This window comes from Acinetobacter sp. TWP2-2-3 (assembly GCF_049896445.1).
Lineage (GTDB): Bacteria > Pseudomonadota > Gammaproteobacteria > Pseudomonadales > Moraxellaceae > Acinetobacter.
In genome coordinates this window covers 1-20,064 of record NZ_JAFCUI010000012.1, presented here as the reverse complement: position 1 = coordinate 20,064, position 20,064 = coordinate 1, and the positions used below count along the sequence as shown (strand labels likewise).

Sequence of the window (20,064 nt, the reverse complement as noted above, 5' to 3'; positions counted from 1 at the left end):
GCATGAATTGCTTCTTCTTTCTTCCATTTCGTTAAGGCGTGATTTTGAATGACTGATCTGACCACCATTGAAAATAAACTTCAACCACGAATCAGTGTTGCGCCGATGATGGATTGGACTACCAAAGACTATCGTTTCTTTGCCCGTCTGTTTAACCCGAATGTGATTATGTACACCGAAATGGTCACCACGGGTGCGATCATTTATGGCGATGCCAAACGTCATTTGGACTTTAATACGGAAGAGCAGCCAATCGTTTTGCAACTCGGCGGCTCGAATCCAAAAGATCTGGCAATCTGTACCAAGATGGCGCAGGACTGGGGCTATAACGAAGTCAATTTAAATGTAGGTTGCCCAAGTGACCGGGTACAAAATAATAAAATTGGTGCCTGTCTGATGGCGGAGCCTGATCTAGTCGCAGAATGTATTGCTGAAATGCGTCATGCGGTGGATATTCCAGTGACCGTAAAACACCGGATCGGAATTGATGATATGCAATCTTATGAAGAGATGCTGCATTTTGTCGATACCGTGGCCAAAACCGGCTGCAATAATTTTATCGTGCATGCGCGGATTGCCTTATTAAAAGGTCTATCACCTAAAGAAAACCGCGACGTGCCACCCCTACGTTATGAAGATGTCTACCGTTTAAAACAGGATCGTCCTGATCTGCTCATCGAGATCAACGGCGGAATTAAAACCTATGCCGAAACGCTGGAACATCTCAAACATGTGGATGGCGTGATGATTGGCCGCGAAGCCTATCATAATCCTTACTTACTGGCTGAACTGGGCCAGTTATGGAATCTGGATGCACCAGACCGTTTTGACATTATGCAACAGATGCTGCCTTATATTGCCCAGCGCATGGCCGAAGGTGCACCTTTATCCATTATTACCCGTCATATTTTAGGACTGTTCCAGAATTTGCCGGGTGCACGTAAATGGCGTCAGGCTTTAAGCGGTGGTAATGCCAAAACCTTGAAAGATGTAGAGACTGCACTTTTTAATATTCAGGAAGCGATGCAGCGTACCGAAGATTATGTACGTGAACATCAACAAGTTGAGTCCTAAACACAAAAAGCACCAATGATCGGTGCTTTTTTATAGCGATTGCGCATGAGTTATTGCGTATACGCCGTGATATTGCCGACCGGAATTGGCTCTTCCTGATAAGAAACATCTTGTAATGCGGGTTCAGCCACTGGTGTAATCAGAGAGCCGGAGACATTCTGGTTCGGTTCATCTACAGGTTCTAGATCATCCAAGGCTGAGGCCAGTTGCTGTAATTCTCGATCCAGTTGCTGACGATATTTTTCAATTTCAATTTCATCAATAAAAGCAAAGGCATCATCTTCAATCGACCAACTATATCCCCCATCCACCTTAAAGACTTTTACATGAATGGGATATTCTTCACCCTGATAATTCAGATGAGAAATGGCCTGAAACTCATTCCCCTGACGCTGGACAATTTTGACCTTTTTCACGGTAAAACGATAGTGTTGATAATCTCGATTGGAATTAAATTCACGTTGCATCTGCGTTTGAATATTTCTGGCCAGTTCATCCATCGAGACAAAATAACTGCATCCAGCCAGACAGGCGACCATCCATAACATCATGATTTTTTTCATAGCGCCCCCTCTTTTTTTCTTTCCACTTCCTGCTTATAGCTGATATACGCAGTATTTTTATCTTTGCTTATTCTGTGACCCATTTTATGCTTTTTTGCAAAAACAATAAACAAACAGCGCTTCGATTAAGACTAAATATTTATGGTTTCTATGGTTTTTTTGAATTAATGATAAAAAATCAGCCATAAAAAAACCCTGATGGATTCAGGGTTTTTTCGATACAGATCGTTTTAAAAATCATCATCACTGGATGGATCACGATGCAGGGCATCATGAATAGCTTCGATCAACTGCTGGGCAATTTCCTGCTTGGAGGCTTTTTCCAGATCGCGTTTATCCAGCTGATAATGCTCGGCAAAGAATACTATCATGGCATTTTCATCCGAAGCAAAACCGATATCCGTACGTGAAACGTCATTGCAGGCAATCATATCCAGCTTTTTCGCGACCAGCTTTCCGGCAGCATATTCTTCAATATTGCGGGTTTCTGCAGCAAAGCCGACCATAAATGGACGTTTTTCCTGCTGGGCAATGGTGGCGACAATATCCGGATTTTTCACCAAGGCGACATTCAGTTCATCACCGGCTTTCTTGATTTTATGCTCGGCTACTTCTGCCACACGATAATCGGCTACTGCAGCTGTCGCAATAAAGATATCGCAACCATTTTCCAGCATTTGCATGCTTTCATTCAGCATTTGTACGGCAGAAGAAACATTCTTACGTTTTACGCCATTCGGGGTATCCAGACTGACCGGACCTGCGATCAGGGTGACATTTGCTCCGGCTGCATAACAGGCTGCAGCCAGTGCAAAGCCCATTTTCCCGGTACTGTGATTGGAAATATAACGCACCGGATCAATCGCTTCGCGAGTCGGGCCTGCGGTAATCGTGACTTGTTTACCCGCAAGCAGGCCAAATTTTTCCGCAATCGCACGTTGAGCTTTATGAAAATATTCAGTCACCTGTCGGGCTAAATCTTCCGGCTCAGGCATCCGGCCCAAACCTACATCCCCACAAGCCTGTGAACCCGCGTCCGGCATGATCACATGCACACCATCTTCGATCAGTGTCGCAAGATTACGCTGCGTTGCTTTGGCTGCCCACATTTGCTGGTTCATGGCAGGTGCTACCCAGACGGGTGCTTTTGTTGCCAGATATAAAGTACTTAAGAGATCATCAGCCAGACCTGCTGCGAATTTTGCCAAGGTATCACAGCTGGCCGGTGCTACTAGCAACAGATCTGCCCAACGTGCTAGCTCGATATGGCCCATACCGGCTTCTGCTTCAGTATCCAGTAATTCGGTATGTACGGGATTGCCCGATAAGGCTTGAAAGGTTAAAGGTGTAATAAAAGCCTGTGCACCGTGAGTCATGACGACCCGCACATTAAATCCGGCATCTTTCAAACGGCGGACCAGAATTGCACTTTTATAGGCAGCAATACCGCCAGTGACGGCCAAAATGATATTTTTATGAGGAATTACACTTAGATCAAAGCTCACGAACAGATTACCTCGCTGTTGCAGTGGGGCTCACAATAGCATTAAATAATCGCATTCCCAAGAGATCGGCTTGCGGGAAAACTGATAATTCATAATAAATAAGTCTAATAACTATGCAATTTTCTATTAAAAACTGGCCGGAACAAGAACGGCCGCGAGAACGCCTGATTCAATATGGCGCAGAAAGTTTATCCGATGCCGAGCTACTGGCCATTTTTCTACGCTCCGGTTCACAGCAGCATTCGGCAGTTGATCTGGCGCGGTTGCTGATTCAACATTTTGGTCATTTGACTGCACTACTGGATGCGCCTTTACAGGAAATCAGCCAGTTTCATGGCATGGGCATCAGTAAATATACCCAACTGATGGCCGTCAAGGAACTCGGACGGCGTTACATTGCCGAGCACCTGAAACAGGATGCACTGGAACTCACCAATTCCAAACGGCTGAGAGATTACTTACGTTTTGAACTGCTCGGTGAAACTCAAGAAGTGTTTGCCGTGCTGTGTCTGGATGCCAGTCTAAGAAAAATTGCCTTTAAAAAACTGTTTTATGGCTCCATCAATGCATGTGATATTTCCATTAATCAATTGTTGCGTTATGCCATTAGCCAACAGGCTACTTCCATTGTGATTGCACATAATCATCCACTGGGCCGGCCCTCTCCATCCAAGGCTGACCTGGCATTGACCCGTCAGATTCAACAAGCCTGCCAGCTGGTAGATATTCATCTGATTGACCATTGTATTATCGCTTTGGAGGGCAGTTTTTCCTTTGCTGAGCAGCAACTCATCAAACCAGAAATGCAGTATTGAATAGCACTTGACAAAGCAGGCACAACTCCACAAGATCATGAAAAAAATTGTGATGATTCCAATAAATGATCGTACGTGACCAGCCAACTGTTTTTAAACTGCTGTTTTCCTGGCGAGGGACGATTTTACCTAAAGTTTTGCCACCTTTGGGCGTGGTAATGCTGATGTCAGCCATCATCGGTGGCTTATCACATATTGGTTATTTTCATTTTCCAGAATTACCCCTGGTCGGCTTTACCCTGATTGGAGTGGTACTGTCGATCTTTCTCGGATTTAAGAACTCGGCCTGTTATGACCGCTGGTGGGAAGCGCGCAAACTTTGGGGCATTTTGATTGCCAATTCACGTCATTTTGACCGTGATTGCCGGATGCTGTCTCAAGGTCGCCGTGAACGTGTAATTCAGCATGTGATTGTCTTTGCCAATGTCCTCCGTGACCGGCTACGCCATCAGACAGCCAATCCGACGGAACTTGTGGAAACCAGCGGCATGAGCCAGCAGGCTGTGACCCAGCTCTATCAGCAGGCCAATGCGCCGCAATATACCTTAAGCCTGATTCAATGGGAGTTAATGCAGGCGCTCAAAGAAGGTGAAATCTCCGACATCATCTATATGCAGATGAATAATCATGTAGCAGAACTAAGTATTGTCCAGACTGGTTGTGACCGGATTGCAACAACGCCTTTGCCTTTTGCCTATTCGGTCTTGCTCAACCGCACCGTCTATTTTTTCTGTTTTATTTTGCCTTTTAGTCTGGGTTCAACGCTTGGTCTGTTTACGCCTTTGCTGGTCGGAATTTTGGCCTATACCTTTTTGGGACTGGATGCTTTAAGTTCGGAAATTGAAGAGCCTTTTGGTACTCAAAGCAACGACTTGCCTCTGGACTCGATGGTGCGTACCATTGAAATTGAACTATTAGGAACGTTGGGTAAACCAACGCCACCACCGATTCAGGCCAAAGATCATAATTTGCTATAATTTATAATTCTTTCCTCGCCCTTTGCTATTAGTAGCGAAGGGAAAATCTTCTCTCAAATGAAAAAGATCGAGGTAAAGGAATGACTAAACAAAACTCTCCCAAATTCCGACCTGCCCCGGTTTAAGACTCGGGACATTACCGAGTTTAATCCAGGGCATATGATCGCCATGAAAATCACTGCCAATCGAAACTTTAAGATCATGTTCAGCAATCATTCGATCCACCATCTGCCGGGTGGAACTTGGCTCAATTGCCGGGGGTAGTTCCACCGCATCTCCACCGAACTTGGCAAAGATTTCAATCAGGTAGCGGATATTGGTCGCAGATAAATCATATTTGGTCGGATGTGCCAGCACGGCGAAGCCGCCACTTTCATGAATCACCTGAATCGTGTCTTCAAGACTCAAGCCATCAAATTTGACATAAGCTTTCTTGCCTTCCTTGATGTATTTATCAAAGGCCTGTTGCGGACGGGTCACAATCCCCTTTTCTACCAGCGTTTTGGCAATATGTGTCCGTGTCACCCGATCAGGGATATGGTCGACTTTGGTCAGTACATCAGCATAAATATCCTCCCCAATTAAAGGAACCAGCAGATCACAAATCTGTTTAGAGCGTTCAGCCCGGATTTTCTTTTGCTGATTGAGGGCTTTTTGTAAAGGCTCAGGATTTTGCATATTTAGCGCGACGATATGCACGCCATAGTTTTTTTTGGTGGCAGGACGTGACCACTGGCTGGATATTTCTACCCCAGAAATGATCTTAATCTCATGATTTTTAGCGGCTTCCTCAGCCAATGCCAAACCGTCCATGGTATCATGATCCGTCAGGGCCAAAGTATGGACGAGTTTTTCCACAGCCGCTTCGACCAATTGCTGAGGACTGAAAGTTCCATCAGAAATATTACTATGTGTATGTAAATCTACGCCGTGCATCTCTATACTATGACATTTATTTGATCAGATTTAGATACTCTAACATGAAAGCACTTTTAGACTTTGTGCCACTCATTATTTTCTTTTATTTATATAAAACTGTAGATCCAAAAGACACTGACCATCAATTGCTGCAATTGATCGGTTCTGCGGGGGGTGTCGACAATAATAATATTCTTGTTGCAACCACAGGTCTGATTATTTCCATGCTGGTCGTCTATGGTGCGTTATTTGTCATGCAAAAATTCCGTCTGGACAAACAGCAATGGATTGTCTTGTTTATGACGGTGATTTTTGGTGGCATCACCCTGATCCTCAGCGATGATTTTTATATCCGTCTAAAAGCCGTGTTACTGAATCTGGTCTTTGCCGGGGTCTTTTTATTATCCCCTTGGTTTAGCAAGGATAAAAAGCCTCTGATCCAGCGGTTATTTGGTCCAGTATTCAATCTAAGCGAAAAAGGCTGGTTCAAGCTGAACTATGCTTGGGTTGCCATGTTCGTACTGATGTCATTTCTGCATACCTTTTTCGCCTATTTGTGGATGGATGGAAAATATTGGGGTGAATTTACCGCATTCGGTGACATGATCGTGATGTTTTCCTTTATCATTATTCAGTTTATTGTATTGCGCAAATACTTTAAGACCGCTGAATAAGTCCAACTACAAACGATTGAGAGTCATCATGCCATTATTCGTCGTTAGCTGTACCGATCGGGAAGGTACAGTTGAAAAACGCCTCGCGATTCGTCCACAACATCTTGCACGTCTGGAACAGTTAAATGCTGAAGGCCACCTGATTGTTGCAGGTGCCATGCCTAAGGATCCAGCCAATCCACAGGCCGGTTTTTATGGCAGTACCATTATTGTCGACTTTGACAGTCGTGAAGCGCTGGATACATGGCTACAGGATGAACCTTTCTTAAAAGAAGGTGTGTACGAACACATCGATGTTAAACCATTCAATAAAGCATTCCCTCAAGGATAAGGTTCATGCGTGTTGTTACTGCCAGTATCATTGGCCTATGTTTTATGATTTCTCCAGTATGGGCAGTCGAAGTTGCGCCTGCTCCTGTGACTCAGGAAAATCAGACAGCACAACCTCAAGGGACAGCGGTGACTTCCCAAACCCAGTCTACGCTGAAACCTGCCATTATTCCTGCCGTAGCATCTTCTGCCCAGCCGGTGCCACCTGCCGAGAATAAGCCATTAACTGCAGAAGAAATCGCCAAGCTCAAAGCCCAGCAAGATGCCAAGGTGAAAGCTTTGGTCAAAGATCAGGCCACCCGTTTGCAGCAACTGGAAAAAGCCAATCTGGAAGCACTATCGCAAAATCAAGAATTACAGCTCAAGAATGATAATCTTGGGGTGCAGGTACAGGTGCTGCAAAGTGAACGCAGTGCGCAGATGTTCCTCTACGGCGCTGCAACATTGGCAGTAGGTGTGCTGCTGGGCTTTCTGATCGCGAGCTATGTTTATACCAAACGTCGTCGTCAATGGTAAGCTATAGCCCTTCCCGATATCTTTAAGGTCGTACCCGTTTTGTCGCACGCAATTCAAACTGCCGATCTGGATTGGCAATTGGTGGATGGCATTGATGTGCCTATGTCCAAGCAATTTGGTGATGTGTATTTTTCCAAAGACAATGGCTTGCTGGAAACCCGGCATGTCTTTTTAAATGGCAATGATCTCACGACGCGTCTGGCAGATTTAAAACCTTTTGAATATTTCTGTGTCGGTGAAACGGGTTTCGGTACTGGTTTAAATATTCTGGCCTTGTGGCAGCTCTGGCAACAGGTGCGTCCGGATAATCACAGTCATCTGCATGCGATTTCAGTTGAAAAATTTCCTCTTTCCAAAGCTGATCTGATTCGAGCCTTAAATGCCTGGTCAGAACTCAAGCCTTTAGCGGATCAACTCATCTCTCAATACCCGATGCCAATTGCCGGCTGTCATCGCCTCAGTTTTCCTGAAGATCGATTCAGTCTGGATCTATGGCTGGGTGATGCATATGATGTTTTCCCGGTAATAGAAAAAACTGCGCCGGTGAACGCCTGGTTTCTGGATGGCTTTGCGCCTTCCTGCAATCCGGATATGTGGGAAGAAAATGTTTTAAATAATATTGTGCGTTTATCCGAGATCGGCACCACTTTCGCCTCTTTCAGTGTTGCTGGCGTTTTAAAACGTGGCTTAAAAAATCATGGGATTTCAATTTCCCGTCCACGTGGTTTTAAGCACAAGCGTGAAATGCTGAAAGCGATCTGGAAGCCAGCTGAAGAGACTGAAAGTTCATTAATACAAGAAATCACTCAAAAAAAAACTGAGCAAGATACAGAGACCAATATCAAACCTCGCCAAATCGCTGTAATTGGCGCTGGAATCGCTGGTTTAAGTACGGCCTGGGCATTCGCTCAACGTGGTCATCAGGTTACGATTTACGACCAGTCAGCGCCACTCTCAGGAGGTTCTGGCAATCCACTGGCTTTGCTCAATCCCAAACTCTGTCCAGTTGAGCAAAGCGGTGAACATCTGATGACATTGGCTTGGCAACATGCCTTAAATCATTATCAAAAATTTAAAGCTTTCCGCCCGATTCAGGTCAATCAACTGGCCTTAAAAAATCCTGAACAGCTTTTAGGATTGGCAGACGAATATCCAGAAAAAATTCTTACTGTAAAAGATACAGAAGATCAAGAGGTTCAAACCGAATTTCCAAGTTTAAAACTGTTAGAAGCTGGTGTGGTTTCACCGCCTCAATTGCGTGATGAAATTCTACAGAATGTAAATATCCGATATCAACAGGCCAAAATTAGCCATATTGAAGCTACTACAAAACCTCAGCTATTTTCAGATGAACAGGATCTAGGTGAATTTGATCATGTGATTGTCTGTACTGCGCGAGATACAACACAATTCTTTGCAGATTATCCGGCTCTGAAACCGATTCGTGGACAGGTCAGTTGGCTCAACAATAAAACTCAACCTTTAAGCCAAAATACAGCCTATAGCTACGGTGGCTATTGTATGCAGCTGGATGCTGAACATCTGATCTTGGGTGCTTCTTTCTATCCAGGTCGAGATGATATCGAGGTGTTAGCAGAAGACCATGTACACAACTACGAATTGATCCACAGTGTATTCCCAGAATATGCACAGTCATTAGCTTCTACCGATACCTGGCAAGGTCGTGCATCGGTACGCGCGCAAAGTCAGGATTATTTTCCCCTACTGGGTAAAATGAAAGCGGATGAGGAAGTTTATAGCTTTGCTGGTCTCGGTTCTAAAGGCTTTCTGTTTGCGCCGCTCTGTAGTGAAATTCTGGTAGCCCAGATTCTCTGCGAAGCCTGTCCGGTGCCATCCAGTTTAGTAAAAAAACTCAGTGTGACCCGTTTTCAAAAGAAAGTGAAAATGAAGAAACCGTATTTTAAGCTACAAGTTTAATTACCATTTTGAATGATTCCCCCCTAAATCCCCCTTTAAAAAGGGGAACTTTTCTCCACTTTTATGAACAAATAGAATACATGTAGCTCCTCCCTTCAGAAAAGGGAGGGATTAAATCTCACCCATTAAAAAAGCGCCTTGCGGCGCTTTTTTTGACAGAATGCTTATGCACCCTGTTCAAGCGGTAAGCCTGCATCACGGGCAGCACGAGTACCACCCATCAGAATGACATATTCACGTGAGCCGTCAAAACCCTCTAGTTTTTCCGCAGCACGTGGAGCTTTACTGCCCCCACCACACAAGATGTAAATGGGTTGATCCGCTGACACCTGAGTTAGGCTTTCTGCTGAAAGATCGTTAATGGGCTGATTCACCGCCCCTTTCACGTGTGCTTCAGCATAAGCACTTGAATCGCGTACATCCCAGATAATTGCATTTTCTGGGAACTCAAATGTTGTAATTTCTTGTTTACGGATCATTGCGCACTCCTTTGATGTAAAACAACACTTGGCAAATGAAGAAAACATCCCTAGCATCTCAGATATTCTTTCCCTTTGTAAAGGTCTAAACTATGCCTTCTTTCGATATTGTTTCTGAATTAGAAATTTTTGAAGTAAATCATGCAGTTCAAAACACCCAAAAAGAAATTGCGACCCGCTTTGATTTCCGTGGTCAGGACGTTTCTATTGAACTGAATGAAAAAAACAAGGAAATCAAAATCTCGACTGAAAGCGATTTCCAGTGTGAACAAGTCTATAGCATGCTGGAAAGTCATTTCTTTAAACGCAAAGTCGATATTCAGGCGCTTGATCCACAAAAAATGACGGCTTCTGGCAAAAATGTGATTCAGGTCATCAAGCTTAAAGATGGTCTTGACTCAGATACCGCAAAAAAAATTAATAAAGCCATTAAAGAAAGTGGGATTAAGGCGCAATCTTCTATTCAGGGCGACAAGATTCGTGTGACTGATAAAAAACGCGATACATTGCAGCAAGTAATGGCATTCTTGAAAGAACAGCAATTTGGTTTGCCTTTACAGTTCAATAACTTTAAAGATTAAGACAGCAACGTCTGTAGAAGGAATTATGGCAAAGAACAACCGATTAGCCAGATTAGTCAAAGCCACTGCACGATTACCGCAAGGCATTCGTACTGCTTTGTTAAGTAAAACTTTTGGCCGGGTGGTCCCGATGGTCGGCTCTGCCAAGATTCGTTATGAGGAAATGAGTGCGTCCAAAGTGGTAGTAAGTATGGCCAATCATAAAGCCATGCAGAACCATATCGGACAAATCCATGCATGTGCAATGGCCCTGCTGGCAGAAACAGCGACCGGCTTTGTGACGGCAATGAATGTTCCGGATACAGCAATTGTACTGATCAAAAGCTTAAAGGTTGATTTTAAGCGCCCGACACGCGGTGCCATGACTGCTGTTGCTACGCTCACGTCGGAGCAGCAAGCCCTGATGCAAAACTCGGATAAAGGTGAAACCCTGGTTCAGGTCACCGTCACGGATGAATCAGGTGAAGCCCCCATTCAATGTGAAATGCTCTGGGCTTGGATTGCCAAGAGCCAGCTCAAGAAATCATAATTTCTTCTTTTAGACAAAAAAATCCCAGACATTAAATCTGGGATTTTTTATTTCAAGTCATCATTGTGCTGTTTGCGATTCTAAAAGCTTCTGTTTCGCTTCTTCTGGAATCAGACGTTTGTTGCCTTTGACATCTACAGCAACAAAGGTAAACACACCTTCAGTTACCCGAATTGGGGGGCGTGAATCATCATGGCTATCCCAAACCTCGATTTCCATCTGGATAGATGTCTTGCCAACTTTGAGAATTTTGGTATAACAACTAATCACGTCTCCGACTTTTACCGGTACCAGAAAAGTCATCTGATTAATCGAAATCGTGGCACAACGTCCCTTTGAAAATCGTTCTGCGTGAATCGCGCCTGCCAAGTCCATTTGTGAAACGATCCAGCCACCAAAGACATCACCACTCCAGTTGGTATCTGCAGGCATTGCGATCGTCTGTAGGGAAAGAATCCCCTCTGGTCTTACTTGAGAATCTGACACTTTCACTCCAGGCATTTGAATTAGGGTTGGGTATTTAACTGCTGATCAAGCCATTTTTGCAGCTCGCTTGACCGTAATGCACCGCTTATTCTAGCAATTTCGTTGCTTTTATTCATCAACACCAGCGTCGGAATACTGCGAACATTAAATGCCGAACTTAAGCGAGGATTCGCTTCTGTATCAATTTTTGCAAAAACCACATTTGGATATTGCTGGGCGACAGTCGCAAAATGCGGTGCCATCATTTTACAGGGACCACACCATTCTGCCCAGAGATCAATCAGGATTGGCAAGTCACTATGCGTGACAAACTGGCTGAAATTCTGCTCATTCAGCTCAATTGGTACCAGTGGAATCAGGGCTTGATGACATTGACCACAAGCAGGGTTGGCAGTGAGTTTATCTTCAGGGACACGGTTTTTGGCCAGACATTCCGGACATACAATAATCATCTAGCGCACTCCAATATGTTGATGTAAGAATTCTAATTGGGTCGAAACTGCTTTTTCAAACCATTCCCCATGATAAATATCAAAATGCCGGATATTCCACTCATGATATTGCACAAATGGTGCAATATTGGTCGCAGTTTCCCGACTCGATTCAATGGGAATCAGACTATCCAGTTTTGCCGCAATAAACAGGACTGGAATGTTAATCTTTCTTACTTTCTGAATTGGCCGATAACGCATCAGCTGAAAGAATGCCCGTGCAGGAATGTGACCACTCCAGTAATAATCCGGATTGACAATCGACAGATAACCTTCATAACTGTCCTGTGTCGGCATAAAACATAGCTCATGCGGATCAACTACAGGTAAGGTTTTTGGTGCCATACCAACCTTGGCCCCCATATAATCCTGACTGGAAACTTTAAGCGCCTTGGGGAGTTGCTGTAAAGGATATAGTTGGGCACTTTCAGCCCCATCGACAAAAGGCACCTGTACCATCGCCGCCTGAATATTTTTCAGCTCTGCTGCAAGTGTCAATACATGCCCACCACTTAAGGCCGTACCCCAGAGCACGATCCGTTTACTGTCAATCGATTTGCGTTCCTGAATATGTCTGATCATGGTTCGCCAGTCATCGAGCTGGGCATTGATCGACACCAGTTCACGTGGACGCCCAGTGCTGCCGCCCCAATAGCGATAGTCAAATAAAACCACCGCATAGCCGGCACTGGCAAAACGCTGGGCATATTGCACCAGTTTAAATTGACGTAAGGCAGCCAGACCATGAGCCATCAGGATTACGGCCGGTTTTTCTATATTTTTAGGCCGATAAAAATCTGCAGCAATCACTTCCTGACCGCTTTTGACATACAGTGGTTCAACTGTATAAGCCTGCATACGCGCTCCATTGCGTTATCTTATGGTTATCATCATTTATAAAAATTTCAGAACAGGTTCAGCATGTTTTCAGCTTAATGCTATCATAAAGCATATCGATATAAATGAAATGATGGAGTGGCGTCATGAGCGAAAATGTAGGTTTTGCTGGTCAAATTGGTCCGGAACACGTAACTCAAGTGGTTGAGAAAGGTTTTAAATCGATTATCAACAACCGTCCGGACATGGAAGGGGGTTCCGAGCAGCCGACCAGTGCACAAATCGAGGAAGCTGCACGCAATGCCGGTCTGGATTATGTATTCCAGCCAGTAGTAGCCGGTCAGATTACTGAGCTTGATGTACGCACTTTTGCCAATCATTATAATGAGTTACCAAAACCGATCTTGATGTTCTGTCGTACTGGAAACCGCTCGAATAACTTATATCAACTGGCAAAACAGATGGACCTGCTGGATGATTAAGTCGTTCTGGAAAGGTGTGGTACTGGCAACCTATTTTAGCTGTATTACACCTGTTTTTGCTGCAAATGATCTTAGCCGTGCGCTGACCTCTACGGTGAGTGTTACGGGGCAAATGACACCAAGCAAGTTTCAGCAATTGATTCAGCAAGGTTTCAAATCTGTGATTGTAAATCGTCCTGATCAGGAAACTGGTAATAGTGTCACGGTGAGTCAATTACGCTCCATTGCAGAGAAATCTCAAGTGAGTGTGATTTATCAGCCTGTAATGAATGGCCAACTTTCTCAGGCGAATATTGAAGAATTTGCTCGATATTATAATGAGCTGCCTAAACCGATTTTGATGGTTTGCCGAAGCGGCACACGTTCGGTTGCTTTGTTTAATCAGGCTAAATCTCAAGGATTGATTCATGAATAAAATTTTGGTCGTGTTATGTCTAAGCTTGACCTTTGTCGGTTGTAGTTCAATGAATTTGAAGCCGACTGTGGGTGTGAATGTGGGAACATCAATTTAAGTTTTTAAAACTTCAGTCCCCATAAAAAACAGCGCCGAAGCGCTGTTTTTTAATTACCTTAATTACAGTTAGTAGTGATACCGTATGGACTGACCTCGTTTGGAGATGTTGTACCATCTGTAGAGTAATCTGTTGATAATGATGGTAAACCAAGATCATAAGTTGTACGTGTTGGTAAACTCGCTATCGTAGAAGATGCACCAACTCTTACATTTAGCCATTGAGCATAATTTTTTGGATAACGAATACTAAAATCAAATTTACCTTCTGAATCCGTAACATATGTTACAGTATTAGCTAATGCAGCACTCGACTTAGTAAAACTTACAACTTTAACTGGCACCCCATTTACTGCAGTTCCATCAGCGCTAGCAGCACATGAAGTGACATTATTAGTAACCGTTGGGAATAAAGTGTCATCGTTAGGATCGTTTGGTGTACCATTATTATTAATAGCAATATTATTTAGATAATATTGCTGATTACCAAAGACCCATTTCATTGCTGGGTCTTGTGTTGGTACAGGTGCTAATGCCCATAAATTGCGCCCTTTAATATAAGAAATTGGGGTAATATCAAGTGTTACTTCTTGATTTGCCAGTGGTTTACCATCGAAGTCAATTACGCTTGCAGATAGATTTCTTGTGTAATAAACATTACCACTTTCAGTTAAAGAATAAACCTCAATATTATTAACCGCAATTACAATCGATGCTCTTGGATTTTGTACTGCCGCCTGAACAATATCCACTTGGGTTACTTGAGTCGCATCAATAAAGCCATTTTCTGTAAATTTCGCTGTTAAACGTAAATCTTCATTTGCAAATGTTGCGGCATCATAATTTCCATCTCGTTCACGCTCATCTACTTGTACTTTAAATACGGCTTGTCCGTTGGCATCTGTGGTTAAACCTGATGCTCCTACAATTATTGCGCCGTTAAGTGCAAAATTCTCAATAGCCAATTCAACGTACTTATCAGCTACGCCACCACCATTAGTATCAACCAAAGTCACAGTAACATCCGTGATATCATTACGTACATTCATGATTGGTTTAGCAGCTGCAACACGTAGACTATAACGTGCAGGCTGTGGTTGAGGTGTTGGAGTCACAATAGGTGCAGGTGTAAATGCTGTTAAATGGTGTATTTGAGTTACTGTACCTGCTTCATTAGTATGACTTGCAGTTAGCTCGATTCCACTTGCAATCAATAAATCAGCATCAACTGTACTTCCATCAATCTCAACCGAGAAGAACGCATTACCGTTTGAATCCGTAATCACTGTTTGAGGTTCGCTGGTATTGGTTGGATGCCCACTTCCTGGTGTACCAATAATTAATGTAGCTGCGTTATTTGCAGACAGCCTTACTGGCTGATTACGAACTGGCTGGTTATTTCGATCTAATAATGCAACAGTTATAATTGAACGGTCACCGGCAGTGCTTAAATTCGCTTTAGAACTCAGTATTGTTAAGTGATTCGTGTTAATCGCTTCAGTTACCGTAAAGCTAAGCGTAGTTTCAAGCTTTTCACCTTTAGGGTTAGTGATAATGCCTTTAACCTGAATACCCTTGTCTAATAAAGCTTGTTTTGCAACAGCTGAAATATCTTTAGGTAATGTAAGAGTTACTGGTAATTGTCCATTAGCTGACGTAGAAACTAAATCTGCACTCAGTTTCACACCAGCTGTAATTGCTTCAGTATTCAATGCCAAATTCACAGGATAAGCTGAATTTGCTCCAAGCTCGTCCTTAACGGCTACTTGCACTGTATAGCTCTTACCTAATTCCAAATTAGATTGATCTGCTGTTAAACGTAAGTTTACAGAATCCTTTGGAATCTCAACTTGAATTGAACCGGTTTGCTGTAAACGGTCATTCGGGTTATTTAAACTTGTGCCGACTACCGCAAAAACGATACCATTTTTAATCAAGTTTGCATCGTACGCACCTTCAGCAACTCGAACAGTAAATTCTGCTTCACCATTGCTGTTGGTTACAGCCGAGTTAGAAGATAAAGACACACGTGAGCTAGTTAACGAAGATAAAGCAATTTGAATTGGTGTATTTGGAATAATGGCATTGTCTTTATCTTTCGCAACAACTTTAACACGAACTTCACCACCCAACACTGACACAGTTTGAATATTACCTACATATGCAATATCAAGACCTGCAAGCTCTGGTAAAACGACTGGTGGTTGTGCAACATCAACTTTCTTTGTAACAGTAAATGCGGAACCATCTGTACGAGTTGATTTCACGACTACCGTTAAACCATTCGCAATTAGATTCGTGAGTTCAGTTACATTGCTCGCTTTTACTTTAATTGTAAATTTTGCATGACCATTTTCATCTGTGCGAATAGCTTGCGTAGAAACGTAACTCACACCATTATTTAATGCTGCATCATTTAAACCAATACTGATCAGCTGATTTTTAAGTAATTCGCCATCTGTACCTTTTGCGGTGACATTAACAGTTAATGTTTGCTCTTGACCAACTGTTAAAGTCATGTCTCCCAACATATCAACAGTAAAATGATCTAGATCAATCACACCTTGCTCTGTCGGTGCTTTAAAATTCAAACGCAATGTTTGTGTCTTACCATTTTCTGAAGTCGCAACTAACGGTACACCTTGAATCGCTAAAGCAGCTTGCTCAGGCGATAAATTCGCCTTGTAAGCAAGAGTAAAAGTGGCATAACTATCGGCTTCAGTCTGTTTAGAAGACTGACCTGTATGACTCAAGCCTAAATCTTGCAACTGTTCATCACTTAAAGACCCTGCAATATTCAAAGACACAGTTTCGCCAATTAGTGCACTACCGTTTACACCGACTGCCTTCACTTTAACTGTGAAAGTTTGAGTTTTTGTATAATCAAATACCGCTAGTTTTGGATCTGTCGAAGAAGTGATTGGATCTATAGCTAAATAGCGCGTCGCTTCTTCAGAAACTTCTTCATTAGCAACTGTAATAGCAATAGAATTGCTTACACCATTATCAGTCGTAAAATTAGCTTTAATTCCTGCTTTTACCAATGCTTCTACTGCAGCAGGTGTTTGGGCATTAGTCTTAATATTAAAAGTGGCAAACCCGTTCACCAAGTCTTTTTCCGCAGCCCCATCCAATGTTACACCATTTGATGTTGCCTCAGCATTTAAGTCAAGTTTAACCTTACCTTTAGTTGCTGCTAAGCCTTTATTATTAATTGCCTTAACAGTTACAGCAACTGAGTCATTTTTTGCATTCACTTTATATGAAGATGCAATTTCTAAACGCTGAATAGCATCGGCATCTGAAGCATTTGTATTTTCTGTTACTACATCAACAATAACGCTACCAGACTCAAGGTTAATACCATCTGTATAGGTTGCACTTAACGAAATACCTGTGTCGGATAAAGCAAGTGGATGTGTAACATCGGCCGTGCTAATCGTAAATTCTGCAATACCTTGTGCATTCGTTTTAGCAGTCGCATTATTGAGTTTAACGCCATACGCGAGCTCATCCTTTGTAAAGCTCAAACGAATCTCTTTTCCACTTAACGGCTCATGTTGATCATTCTTTGCTAATACTTGGATTTTTACAGGTGTTGTACTTTTCGCAGCAACAGCCTGATCTGGCTTAATTACTGAGAGAGTTGAGACAATCTGAGATGTGTCTTTAAATGTTAAATTTGCTATTGCGGTTTTTTCAGCTTTATGTTCATCAACTAGCAAAAAACTTAATGTTTCAGACTTACCCGCGAAAGTAGCAAGATCAGCTGATGTAAAATTACTACTCACTTTAAGTGTATATTTCACCTCACCCTGAGCATTTGTTTGTTGAGTTGCTGCGCCATTAGTGATAATAAATTTACCGCGCATCGCTTCAGGCATATTTAAAGTAACAGACTGATTCGCTTTAATACCACCCTTAGCATCTGTTACAGTCGCAGTGACATCAACACTGCCATTTGGTAAATTTAATACTGTGCCCTGGGTCACATTGATTCTATAGTCACTGACAATCGTACTACTTTTCTTAATATTTAAAGTGTAGGGAATACTAACTGAAGTGCCGTCAACTGTAGCAGTTAGTTGCACTGAACCTTCAGCTTCTGCCAATTCAGGTACATTAATCTCAAAAATAGCTACACCATTGGTGCCTGTTGCAACCAAAGAGTTAGTGCTGGTTACGCCAAACTTATTTGTCGCAATTGTTAAGCGAATATTTTTGTTGGCAATACCACCATTGTCAGCATTTAAGGCTTTGACCGCCAAATAAACTTTTGAATTATCTGGTGCAAGTTGAATTTCTTGACCACTCGCATTCTGTAGAGCTCGAGTTAAATGCGTTGCTACATTTGACGTTTCTGTTTCTGACTGGTTATTATCATTTGTATTTCCTCCTTCCGTATTACCGCTAGATGAACCATTATTATAATACCCATCACTACCGCCCCCTCCACAAGCAACCAAAGAAATTGAAGTTGCCAAGATTGTTGTATTGACCCCAAGTTTTTTTAAATTTATAAACAAACTCATGATTTTTCCCACTGCATATAATAGTTAAGCTGCCATCAAGTTAGTCTTCTGGCTTTTACACAAAATTTACTCAAATTAGCAAAAATAAGCAATCTAGTTACATAATTTACACCAGAAACATTGTAAACCATAAATATAAATAATTATGTTTTGAGACTTGGTAATCATCCTATGTACGACCTCATCATTATTGGCGCAGGCACTGCAGGAATCAGTGCTTATAACGAAGCCATTAAATATACCCAGAATATTTTAATTATCAATGATGGCTCGTGGGATACAACCTGTGCCCGTGTAGGTTGTATGCCAAGTAAATTGCTAATCTCCTCTGCAAATCGCATGCATGATATTCAAACTGCTGAAGAACTTGCTTTAAAGCATAACGCTGTCATTGATACTTCAGATGTTATGCAACGTGTGCATGTCCTTAGAGAACGTTTTATTCGTGCAACCTTGAAAGGTGTCGATCAATGGGACAGCTCACATAAAATTTCCGGAAAAGCCAAATTTATTGATCCCCAAACGATCGAAGTCAATGGACAATCATATCGGGCCAAAAGTTTCATTGTCGCTGTAGGCTCACGCCCCAATATTGATGAAGCTTTAAAGCAAAAATTAAAAGAAAAATATATCACTTCCAATGAAATATTTGAATTTTCCCAATTACCTAAGTCTTTAGCAGTAATCGGGAGTGGAATCATTGCAATTGAATTAGCTCAAGCCATGCAACGACTGGGTGTACAAACCACAATGTTTGCGCGTAGTCAAAAAGTAGGTGCTTTAACTAGCCCGATCTTACAAAAACTAGCCCAAGAGCAATTCAGTAAAGAGCTCAATATCAAATTTAAAACCTTACCAAATGAGATTGAGATCCAAGCTGATAAAATAAAGATTAATTTTACAGAAAATGATCAGACTAAGAGTATTGAAGTTGAATATGTTTTAGGTGCCACAGGTCGACAAAGCAATATAGATCATTTGGGCCTAGATCAACTCAATTCAACATTCAAGGACATTAAAAACCTTCCTATCGATAAAGAAACCAAACAACTTGCAAACCTACCTATATTTATAGTCGGTGATGCCGCACCTGATGCACCCATTCAACATGAAGCCGCGCATGCGGGTAAACAGGCGGTTTATAATTGTTTAAATTATCCGGATGTAAAGCCTATTCCTGCCTTAACTCCATTAGCGATTGTATTTTGTCATCCTGAAATGGCGATTGTCGGAAAAAGTTTTAAACAGCTAGAAGATCAACACGTCGAATTTATTGGTGGATTCGTCTCTTATGAAAATCAAGGACGTGCACTGGTTCTAGCAGAAAACTCAGGTGGAATAGAAGTTTATATTGATAAGAAATCAGGTAAATTATTGGGTGCAGAACTTTTCTGTTCCCAAGCAGAGCATCTGGGCCATTTACTGGCTTGGATGATTGATGCCGATCAGGATGTTCACCAGATCCTAAAGAAACCTTTTTATCACCCTACGCTAGAAGAAGGTCTTAGAACTGCCTTTAAACATGCTCGACGTCAGTTTGATGCATTGCTATAAAGAAACTGAAATCTATTAAAAACTTACTCTTCGAAGTCGGCTACTGCTGAAGCCTAATATTGAGAATATGTAGAATATTAACTTTATATATCTCAAATACAAAATGATGATTCTACGCATAAAAAAACACCCCCGGCCTTATGGTCGGGGGTGTTTCGAATAATGAGCTGGCGATGACTTACTCTCACATGGGTAACCCCACACTACCATCAGCGCTAAGAGGTTTCACTTCTGAGTTCGGGAAGGGATCAGGTGGTTCACTCTTGCTATGG

At 42.4% G+C, this 20,064-nt stretch carries 20 protein-coding genes and 1 rRNA gene; 12 read left to right on the top strand and 9 right to left on the bottom strand.

All coding sequences use genetic code 11. From position 1 onward, the window contains the following. Positions 1-48 precede the first annotated feature (48 nt). A complete protein-coding gene (dusA, locus tag ACP7AK_RS13375) occupies positions 49-1,074 on the top strand; it encodes a tRNA dihydrouridine(20/20a) synthase DusA (protein WP_425880100.1) in 1,026 nt (341 codons plus the stop codon). Positions 1,075-1,124: 50 nt separating this feature from the next. On the opposite strand, the gene ACP7AK_RS13370 is transcribed toward dusA, so the two are convergent. Together ACP7AK_RS13370 and coaBC are read right to left on the bottom strand one after the other, a co-directional pair. Further along, positions 1,125-1,637, bottom strand: a complete 513-nt coding sequence (locus ACP7AK_RS13370; protein ID WP_004281611.1) for a hypothetical protein — start codon at positions 1,635-1,637, stop codon at positions 1,125-1,127. 230 nt (positions 1,638-1,867) lie between these two features. Beyond that, entirely contained in the window at positions 1,868-3,142 is a 1,275-nt protein-coding gene (gene coaBC / locus ACP7AK_RS13365) for a bifunctional phosphopantothenoylcysteine decarboxylase/phosphopantothenate--cysteine ligase CoaBC (protein ID WP_425880099.1), read from the bottom strand. A 113-nt stretch (positions 3,143-3,255) separates the two neighbouring features. Here coaBC and radC point away from each other — a divergent pair, with 113 nt between their 5' ends. Further along, on the top strand, positions 3,256-3,957 hold the full coding sequence (gene radC / locus ACP7AK_RS13360) for a RadC family protein (RefSeq protein WP_253114075.1): 702 nt from the start codon (positions 3,256-3,258) through the stop codon (positions 3,955-3,957). A gap of 65 nt (positions 3,958-4,022) precedes the next feature. Continuing rightward, the gene (locus ACP7AK_RS13355; protein ID WP_004281608.1) at positions 4,023-4,934 is read left to right on the top strand and encodes a bestrophin family protein; all 912 of its coding nucleotides are present in this window, start codon (positions 4,023-4,025) and stop codon (positions 4,932-4,934) included. A gap of 84 nt (positions 4,935-5,018) precedes the next feature. On the opposite strand, the gene ACP7AK_RS13350 is transcribed toward ACP7AK_RS13355, so the two are convergent. Further along, on the bottom strand, positions 5,019-5,870 hold the full coding sequence (locus ACP7AK_RS13350) for a PHP domain-containing protein (RefSeq protein WP_004281607.1): 852 nt from the start codon (positions 5,868-5,870) through the stop codon (positions 5,019-5,021). A gap of 44 nt (positions 5,871-5,914) precedes the next feature. Between ACP7AK_RS13350 and ACP7AK_RS13345 the strand changes: the two genes are divergently transcribed. Genes ACP7AK_RS13345 through mnmC form a run of 4 tightly spaced genes read left to right on the top strand, consistent with a single transcriptional unit; the run spans position 5,915 to position 9,310 of the window. After that, complete coding sequence (locus ACP7AK_RS13345) at positions 5,915-6,526, top strand: septation protein IspZ (RefSeq protein ID WP_004645132.1); 612 nt, start codon at positions 5,915-5,917, stop codon at positions 6,524-6,526. A gap of 28 nt (positions 6,527-6,554) precedes the next feature. Then, entirely contained in the window at positions 6,555-6,857 is a 303-nt protein-coding gene (locus ACP7AK_RS13340) for a YciI family protein (RefSeq protein ID WP_425880098.1), read from the top strand. A gap of 5 nt (positions 6,858-6,862) precedes the next feature. Beyond that, positions 6,863-7,372 carry a hypothetical protein gene (locus ACP7AK_RS13335; RefSeq protein WP_425880097.1) on the top strand — a complete coding sequence of 170 codons (510 nt, stop codon included), beginning with the start codon at positions 6,863-6,865 and terminating at the stop codon, positions 7,370-7,372. Between the two features lie 39 nt (positions 7,373-7,411). Then, positions 7,412-9,310 carry an FAD-dependent 5-carboxymethylaminomethyl-2-thiouridine(34) oxidoreductase MnmC gene (mnmC, locus tag ACP7AK_RS13330; protein WP_425880096.1) on the top strand — a complete coding sequence of 633 codons (1,899 nt, stop codon included), beginning with the start codon at positions 7,412-7,414 and terminating at the stop codon, positions 9,308-9,310. A gap of 164 nt (positions 9,311-9,474) precedes the next feature. Here mnmC and ACP7AK_RS13325 read toward each other — a convergent pair whose 3' ends face one another. Further along, entirely contained in the window at positions 9,475-9,789 is a 315-nt protein-coding gene (locus ACP7AK_RS13325; RefSeq protein ID WP_425880095.1) for a rhodanese-like domain-containing protein, read from the bottom strand. Between the two features lie 92 nt (positions 9,790-9,881). Here ACP7AK_RS13325 and ACP7AK_RS13320 point away from each other — a divergent pair, with 92 nt between their 5' ends. Both ACP7AK_RS13320 and ACP7AK_RS13315 read left to right on the top strand, forming a co-directional pair. Continuing rightward, on the top strand, positions 9,882-10,370 hold the full coding sequence (locus tag ACP7AK_RS13320) for a YajQ family cyclic di-GMP-binding protein (RefSeq protein ID WP_004281601.1): 489 nt from the start codon (positions 9,882-9,884) through the stop codon (positions 10,368-10,370). 25 nt (positions 10,371-10,395) lie between these two features. Next, the gene (locus tag ACP7AK_RS13315; RefSeq protein ID WP_004645125.1) at positions 10,396-10,899 is read left to right on the top strand and encodes a DUF4442 domain-containing protein; all 504 of its coding nucleotides are present in this window, start codon (positions 10,396-10,398) and stop codon (positions 10,897-10,899) included. 60 nt (positions 10,900-10,959) lie between these two features. On the opposite strand, the gene ACP7AK_RS13310 is transcribed toward ACP7AK_RS13315, so the two are convergent. From ACP7AK_RS13310 to ACP7AK_RS13300, 3 genes are read right to left on the bottom strand one after another with little or no spacing between them, the layout of a single operon-like run. Further along, positions 10,960-11,400 carry an acyl-CoA thioesterase gene (locus ACP7AK_RS13310; protein WP_153566559.1) on the bottom strand — a complete coding sequence of 147 codons (441 nt, stop codon included), beginning with the start codon at positions 11,398-11,400 and terminating at the stop codon, positions 10,960-10,962. A 5-nt stretch (positions 11,401-11,405) separates the two neighbouring features. After that, positions 11,406-11,837 (bottom strand): thioredoxin TrxC, encoded by a 432-nt coding sequence (gene trxC, locus ACP7AK_RS13305; protein ID WP_005101783.1) that lies wholly within the window; start codon positions 11,835-11,837, stop codon positions 11,406-11,408. Continuing rightward, entirely contained in the window at positions 11,838-12,734 is an 897-nt protein-coding gene (locus tag ACP7AK_RS13300; RefSeq protein ID WP_180038917.1) for an alpha/beta hydrolase, read from the bottom strand. It abuts the gene before it with no gap. Between the two features lie 125 nt (positions 12,735-12,859). Here ACP7AK_RS13300 and ACP7AK_RS13295 point away from each other — a divergent pair, with 125 nt between their 5' ends. Together ACP7AK_RS13295 and ACP7AK_RS13290 are read left to right on the top strand one after the other, a co-directional pair. Further along, positions 12,860-13,195, top strand: coding sequence for a TIGR01244 family sulfur transferase (locus tag ACP7AK_RS13295; protein ID WP_004281596.1), 336 nt, complete (start codon positions 12,860-12,862; stop codon positions 13,193-13,195). Beyond that, a complete protein-coding gene (locus ACP7AK_RS13290) occupies positions 13,188-13,610 on the top strand; it encodes a beta-lactamase hydrolase domain-containing protein (protein ID WP_425880094.1) in 423 nt (140 codons plus the stop codon). The genes ACP7AK_RS13295 and ACP7AK_RS13290 overlap by 8 nt, the downstream gene beginning before the upstream one ends. A gap of 155 nt (positions 13,611-13,765) precedes the next feature. On the opposite strand, the gene ACP7AK_RS13285 is transcribed toward ACP7AK_RS13290, so the two are convergent. Next, positions 13,766-18,238, bottom strand: coding sequence for a hypothetical protein (locus ACP7AK_RS13285; RefSeq protein WP_425880093.1), 4,473 nt, complete (start codon positions 18,236-18,238; stop codon positions 13,766-13,768). A gap of 171 nt (positions 18,239-18,409) precedes the next feature. On the opposite strand from ACP7AK_RS13285, the gene ACP7AK_RS13280 reads away from it, so the two are divergent. Further along, positions 18,410-19,792, top strand: coding sequence for a dihydrolipoyl dehydrogenase (locus ACP7AK_RS13280; protein WP_425880092.1), 1,383 nt, complete (start codon positions 18,410-18,412; stop codon positions 19,790-19,792). 165 nt (positions 19,793-19,957) lie between these two features. Here the strand turns inward: ACP7AK_RS13280 and rrf are convergent. Further along, positions 19,958-20,064 (bottom strand): 5S ribosomal RNA (gene rrf / locus ACP7AK_RS13275); the annotation flags it as partial.